This window comes from Deefgea piscis (genome assembly GCF_013284055.1).
Lineage (GTDB): Bacteria > Pseudomonadota > Gammaproteobacteria > Burkholderiales > Chitinibacteraceae > Deefgea > Deefgea piscis.
Window position 1 is genome coordinate 1,418,657 of sequence record NZ_CP054143.1, and the last position, 6,185, is coordinate 1,424,841.

At 46.7% G+C, this 6,185-nt stretch carries 6 protein-coding genes; 2 read left to right on the forward strand and 4 right to left on the reverse strand.

Annotated features, from left to right (window positions below; translation table 11 throughout):
- Positions 1-74: 74 nt before the first annotated feature.
- The 4 genes from HQN60_RS06900 to HQN60_RS06915 all read right to left on the reverse strand — a co-directional run bounded on the left by HQN60_RS06900 (position 75) and on the right by HQN60_RS06915 (position 3,411).
- Entirely contained in the window at positions 75-665 is a 591-nt protein-coding gene (locus tag HQN60_RS06900) for a Maf family protein (RefSeq protein WP_173532949.1), read from the reverse strand.
- A complete protein-coding gene (locus HQN60_RS06905) occupies positions 662-892 on the reverse strand; it encodes a hypothetical protein (protein ID WP_173532950.1) in 231 nt (76 codons plus the stop codon). The genes HQN60_RS06900 and HQN60_RS06905 overlap by 4 nt, the downstream gene beginning before the upstream one ends.
- Positions 893-902: 10 nt before the next feature.
- Positions 903-1,373: a 23S rRNA (pseudouridine(1915)-N(3))-methyltransferase RlmH gene (rlmH, locus tag HQN60_RS06910; RefSeq protein WP_173532951.1), complete on the reverse strand. Its 471-nt coding sequence runs from the start codon at positions 1,371-1,373 to the stop codon at positions 903-905.
- Positions 1,374-1,599: 226 nt separating this feature from the next.
- A complete protein-coding gene (locus tag HQN60_RS06915) occupies positions 1,600-3,411 on the reverse strand; it encodes a TolC family outer membrane protein (RefSeq protein ID WP_173532952.1) in 1,812 nt (603 codons plus the stop codon).
- 138 nt (positions 3,412-3,549) lie between these two features.
- Here HQN60_RS06915 and HQN60_RS06920 point away from each other — a divergent pair, with 138 nt between their 5' ends.
- Together HQN60_RS06920 and HQN60_RS06925 are read left to right on the forward strand one after the other, a co-directional pair.
- Positions 3,550-4,236: a transglutaminase-like cysteine peptidase gene (locus tag HQN60_RS06920; protein ID WP_254456692.1), complete on the forward strand. Its 687-nt coding sequence runs from the start codon at positions 3,550-3,552 to the stop codon at positions 4,234-4,236.
- 76 nt (positions 4,237-4,312) lie between these two features.
- On the forward strand, positions 4,313-6,148 hold the full coding sequence (locus HQN60_RS06925) for a bifunctional diguanylate cyclase/phosphodiesterase (protein WP_173532953.1): 1,836 nt from the start codon (positions 4,313-4,315) through the stop codon (positions 6,146-6,148).
- Positions 6,149-6,185: the final 37 nt, after the last annotated feature.

The window sequence follows — 6,185 nt, forward strand, 5'->3', positions numbered from 1 at the left end:
AAATAAGTGCTTGTCGCTGCGGGCGATCATTTAAACGGCCTGCGGCGCAGTATTAATGCGTGTTATCAGTAACGCTATTGCGCCAAAATGCCTAAGCCATGTTCCGCCAATAATGCCGCAGTATCGTGCAAGGGTAAACCCATGACACCGGTAAAACTGCCGTCCAGATGCGCGACAAATACGCCGCCCAAGCCTTGAATACCATACGCGCCGGCTTTGTCCATTGGCTCGCCGCTGGCTACATAAGTGGCGATTTGTGCGTCGCTCAGTTGGGCAAAGGTGACGCGGCTGACGCTTAATCGGGTTTGCACGCCATGTTCGTCGCGCAGTGCCAAGCTAGTCAGTACTTCGTGCGTATTACCAGAGAGTTTACGTAGCATCGCCGCAGCGTCGGCGGCATCCAGCGGCTTGCCTAAAATCTCATCGGCGAACACCACCGAAGTGTCGGATGCAAGCACGGGTTTGAGCGCCAAACCCATCGATATTAAATGTTGCCAGCCGGATTCGGCTTTTTCTACCGCCATACGAATCACGTAATCACGTGGCTGTTCGGCGGAGTGGGGCGTTTCATCGATAGGCGCGGCGATGCGTTCAAACATCACGCCGGTTTGCGCGAGTAATTCTTTGCGGCGTGGGCTGCCAGAGGCGAGGTAGAGTTGGGTCATAATGAAGATAAAGCCTGAGCAAAAAAGAAGGTAGAAATCAACCAGCAGCCGAGCGTGACGGCGTTAAACGGCGGTGCTTGCTTGCGCCAAGCGTGTCGCAGGCCAAATCCGATTAAGTACGCAATCACTATCAAGCCATAGAGTAGCAAAGCCCCCATGCCACGCTCGCCAATATCGGCAAATAGGGCTAGCACGCAAAACAGCATGATGGGAAGCAAGTAGCCCATGATGCCCGCCTTATTCTCGATGATAAGGATGGTTATTAATAATCGACACCGCGCGATACAGTTGCTCGGCGAGCAAGACGCGCACCATGCCGTGGGGCATCGTCATGGCTGATAGCTGCAATAATTGGTCGGCGCGTTGCTTAATACGTGGATCAAGGCCATCGGTGCCGCCGATAATAAACACCGTTTCGCGGCCGTCGATTTGCCAGTTTTTCATGTTTTCGGCGAGTTTCATCGTCGTCCAATTGGCACCGCGCTCATCGAGTGCCAATACGCGTGCGCCATCGGGAATCGCCGCCAAAATGCGATCGGCTTCTTCGCTCATCACTTGCTGCGGCGTGCGCGCGCTGATGCGTTTATCGGGCTTAAGCTCAGTCAGCGTTAGCGCAAAATCACGTGGCATGCGTTTGGCGTATTCGGTAAAGCCTTCAGTAATCCAATTCGGCATTTTGTGGCCGACAGCAATCAGTTGCAGTTTCATATTGATTTTTTACGGTAGTGACACGCCCGATGGTAACAGATGCGCTAGTTTTCGCGGTGACTCCGCGTTGTAGCAAGCGCACATTGCATGACTATGCATCGCTGACTACGCCTTGATTCGCCGCGAAAATCGCGTAAGCAGCGGCGGGAAAGCAAACGTCAACAGACCCTAGGTTAAAATAAAAACAGCCCGTCGAATAACGGGCTGTTGGCTGGTGAACTTGGCTTTATTCGCTACGTCCGCTGGTGACTTGTTCGCGTTTGATTTTCCATTTGCCGCCTTCGGAAACCAGATCAAGGGTTTTTTCAACAATGTCTTGATAGTTGCTTGAGCTGTAGCTTTGTTTAAAGGTCACTTTGGCTTGATCTTTGCTGACATTGCTGCAGCTTAAGTTATCAAATTTCAAAGTAATCGCGCCTTCTTTATTTAAGCGGCTACGGCGTTTATTTTCCCAATCAGCGCGAGTGCGCTTGCCTGAGGCTTCAAACTGGCTGGCATATTGCGCCAAATAGGCATCAACCTTTTTCTCTGCCCATTGGCTGCGCCAGCTTTCTACCATCTCGGTAATCGATTTATCGCAGCTATTATTGTTAGCTGGCGTTTCTGGTGTAGTAGGAACCACCGGTGTGGCAATACGTGGTGGTCGGCCAGCCAGAGCCGCCTCACGATCAAGTGCTACGGCTGGAATCAAAGCGCCCAAGCAGTTGGCTTTATCATCTTCTGCTTCGCCGCCGCCAAGATCAGAATCGGGTGCAATGTTTTCTAGTGGCGAGATTTGCAGTGCAGAGAGTAATTCATGCGCTTGGGTCAATACGCGGGCATACGCCAGCTGATGATCATATTCAGCGCGAACGAGGGCGCGTTTGGCTTCAAATAACTCGTTTTCAGTATCTAATAAGTCGAGTAATGAACGTTGGCCAATATCAAATTGACGACGGAATGCATCACGCGCTTTTTCGGTTGAGAGTACGTGCTGATCGAGGTATTTACGTTGTTCGGTGAGGCGATAAGTATCATTCCACGCAATTTGGGTGGTTTGGCGTAAATCGCGACAGGCTTTATCGCGCAATTCATAGGTGATATTGAGCTGTTCGGCGTATTGGCTGGCCAAAGCGACATCGCTGCCACCACGGAAAATATTGTAATCAACAATCAGCTGCGCTTTGCTATCGCGATAATTGCCATCAACATTGTCGCGATTTTTATCGTAACCATGCGCGGCGCGGAAATAAAGTTGTGGATAAAAACCACTCTTTTTCGCCGTCGCAGCAGCCCGCGCGCTGCGAATATTATAAATAGCAGCTAAAAAGCTGGGATTATTACGTAATGCATCTTTTAGATTATTTAAATCTTTTGGGCTAAATGAGCCTAAATCTGGGGCATCACTCATTTTTGCATCAGGCGCTACGCCAGTCAGGCGTTCATAGCGGGCAGAAACATCGAGTAAATTCGATGATTCAGTGAGCCAATTGGATTCGGCTAATGCTAAACGACCAGTTGCCATTTCTAAATCAACACGGCGACCAACGCCAGCTTCGACACGTTCTACAATTTGATTGTAGGTTTCTTTATGAATTGCATAATTGTCGCTCGCTAGTTCAACTAATTTGCGATAGCGTAATACATCTAAATAAGCATTGGTAGTTTCAAGCGCAGCGGCATCACTGGCGGCTAATAAATCATAATAGCGAGTGAGGCTGCCATAACCGAGACGGCGAACTTCTTCAGAAGTCGCAAAACCATCAAACAGCATTTGGCGAAATTCAATATTGTAGCTAGGGTGATTGAAGTTACCGGTTTTATTTTTTGGATCTTGCAGATTCTCTGTGCTTGCAATACCTTGAATATTTATATGTGGGTAGTATCCGCCACGCGCAACATCTTGTTCTTTTCCTGAGGCGCGAAATTCTAGCCATTTAGCACGAATTTCTGGATTACGTAATACAGTTTGTTCGACGGCATCGCGTAAAGTTGAAGCTGCAAAGCTGGTGGTGCTACTTAGAGTGAGGAATAAAATTGCAATTGTTTTTAGCTTCATATTTCTCAATGTCCAATTTAGTATGATGTATTAATGTTATAAGCGAGCTGATTTGTTGACTAGTTTACCTAAATGACTTCATTAATGCTCTAGTATTAACAATTACTACTATAGCCAAATCGTCGAGAAAAGATCGAAATGTTCAATTTGCAGCGTCCTGATTACGGATGGATTTGCAGCTTACTGTTGCTCACCATGCTTTGGGCATTTCCCGTTTTTTCAGCTTGGGATTTTGATCGTTTGCTTAAGTTAGCGCAACAACGTTATGCCGCCAACACGGTTAAAACTGTGGCAGAAATGCAGCAACTTTTGCTCAGTAGCAAAACATTACCCGAGGCCGATAAACTTAAACGAATTAATGAGTATATCAATCGTAGATTTCAGTTTGTTGAAGACCAAATATTGTGGAATCAAGCCGATTACTGGGCGACGCCACTCGAAATGATCGGTAAATCAGCTGGGGATTGTGAAGACTTTGCAATTATTAAATATATGGCATTAAAAGATACTGGGGTTTCTACTGATAAGTTAAGGTTAAGCTATGTAAAAGCCAAAATAGGAGGCACTAATAGTACAATTAGTCAGGCGCATATGGTCTTGACTTATTATAGCGAACCAGATGCTGAGCCATTGGTTTTAGATAATTTAATTAGTGAAATTCGCCCAGCAAGTCGCCGCCCAGATTTAACTCCCGTATTTAGTTTTAATCATGAAGGTGTGTTTGCTGGTAGTGGCAAGCAACCGTCGGCGTCGATTGATCGTTTATCACGTTGGAAAGATGTTTTATTGCGTATGCAAGCCGATGGTATTGACAATAAGGAATGACCACGTGTCTTTAATTCGCCAAGTATTATTACTAATAATAATCTCCACGTTGCTTGCTTTTATGGTGAGCTTAATTGTGAGCACATTGAGCGCACGAGATTATTTGCAGCAACAATTATTTACACAAAGTAGTGATAATGCATCGTCTTTGGCCTTGTCTTTGTCTCAGCAGGCCGAAGATCCGGCAATGATTGAGTTAATGACATCGGCTTTGTTTGATTCTGGGCATTTTGAGCTGATTCGATTTCGTGATCCACATAAAAAAATAATCATTGAGCTCAAAAATAAAGAGCTGCCTAGCAATGTGCCAGCTTGGTTTATGCAATTATTTCCGATTGATGTGGCATCGGGGCAAGCTTTGGTGAATAAGGGTTGGCAGCAGGCAGGTGCTGTAGAGGTCCGTGCGCATAGCAAATTTGCCTACGAGTCGCTATGGAGTGGCGTCGTTAAATTATTCTTTTGGATTATGGGTGGTGGGGTCTTAGTGGCCGTATTGGTTTGGGCGCTATTTAATCGCGTGCGCCAGCCGATTCAACAGATGATTGCACAGGCAGAGGCGATTAGCGAACGCCGCTTTATTACCATTGCCGAGCCGCCATATATTGAATTACGCCGCGTCGTTGCCGCAATGAATAGTATGGTGGTGCGAATCAAGCAAATGTTTGATGAGCAATCTGAGCGTATTGATCAGCTGCACCAAGATGTGAATCGCGACCAAGTGACTGGCTTAGTCAATCGGGCTTTTTTTATGGGGCGCTTGTCGGGTTTACTCAACGATGAAGATCGCAGTGGCCATGGTTTTTTACTCATGCTGCGGTTAAAAGATTTAGCCGAGATTAATCAAAATCTAGGGCGGCAAGCAACGGACCAATTGCTGAGCCAGATTGCAACGTGCTTGGCTCACTGGGATGATCAAGGTGAGGAGTGGGTCGCGGCTCGGCTAAATGGTTGCGATTTTGCTTTAACGATGCCCGCACTAGAGCATCCAACAGAATTTGTTGCTCAATTGCTCGCGTCCTTGGCAGCATTAAGCAGTATGGAGGACTTCATCCATATCGGTTATAGCGAGTTCAATCAAGGTGAATCAATTGGTGCTTTGCTGGCCAGAACCGATGCGGCATTGGCGCAAGCCGAGAATCAAGGCGTCATCAGTGCTGTGGCCGCCGAGGTGAATGTGGCGCTGGTGAATCATCCAAATACCTATTGGCGTACTTGCTTGCAGCAAGCAGTTCAATTGCAACAGTTTGTGGCTGCGCAATATCCAGTACTCGATTGGCAAGGGCGGGTGATTCATCAAGAGTTAATGCTGCGCCTACCTGAGGCCGGCAGCGATCGCTTATTGAGCGCCGGGGTCTTTATGCCTTTTGCCAAGCGTTTTGGTTTAACGGCTGAGCTGGATTTAGCGGCAATTCGCTTAGCAGTGAAAGAATTGCAGCAGCACTCGGCCAATTATGCAGTGAATTTAGATATTGAATCATTGAGTCATTTGCCATTTCGCGCTGAGCTAGTAAAAATCTTGCAAGGCTTAAGTTCTGAGATTCGCGCTCGCCTGTGGTTTGATATTAATGGCAATAGTTTTACGCAAGAGTTTGAAACGTTGGCCACCTTTGCGGCGGAAATGAATCAATTTAATGTCAAAGTGGGGATTGAACATTTTGGTCGCGCGGTAAGCAGTATGCTGCGCTTATATGATTTACCGTTGGCGTATTTAAAAATTGATGGCAGTTATATCCTCGATATTGATCAACATACTGGCAATCAACGCTTATTGAAAGAAATTGTCCGTATGGCCGATAGCCTTGGCATATTAACGATTGCCGAGCAAGTTCGCACCGAAGCTGAATGGCAGAAATTACAAGAGCTGGGGCTAGGTGGTGTAACGGGCTTGATTACCAAAGATAAAATCAAATAGAGCAAGTTTTATCGGCTGTTATTCATTGATACATTGA

Bases quoted from the DNA above. Each gene is read 5' to 3' on its own strand.
- HQN60_RS06915 (WP_173532952.1), bottom strand. From the start codon at position 3,411: ATGAAGCTAAAAACAATTGCAATTTTATTCCTCACTCTAAGTAGCACC.
- HQN60_RS06900 (WP_173532949.1), bottom strand. From the start codon at position 665: ATGACCCAACTCTACCTCGCCTCTGGCAGCCCACGCCGCAAAGAATTA.
- HQN60_RS06920 (WP_254456692.1), top strand. From the start codon at position 3,550: ATGTTCAATTTGCAGCGTCCTGATTACGGATGGATTTGCAGCTTACTG.
- rlmH (WP_173532951.1), bottom strand. From the start codon at position 1,373: ATGAAACTGCAACTGATTGCTGTCGGCCACAAAATGCCGAATTGGATT.
- HQN60_RS06905 (WP_173532950.1), bottom strand. From the start codon at position 892: ATGGGCTACTTGCTTCCCATCATGCTGTTTTGCGTGCTAGCCCTATTT.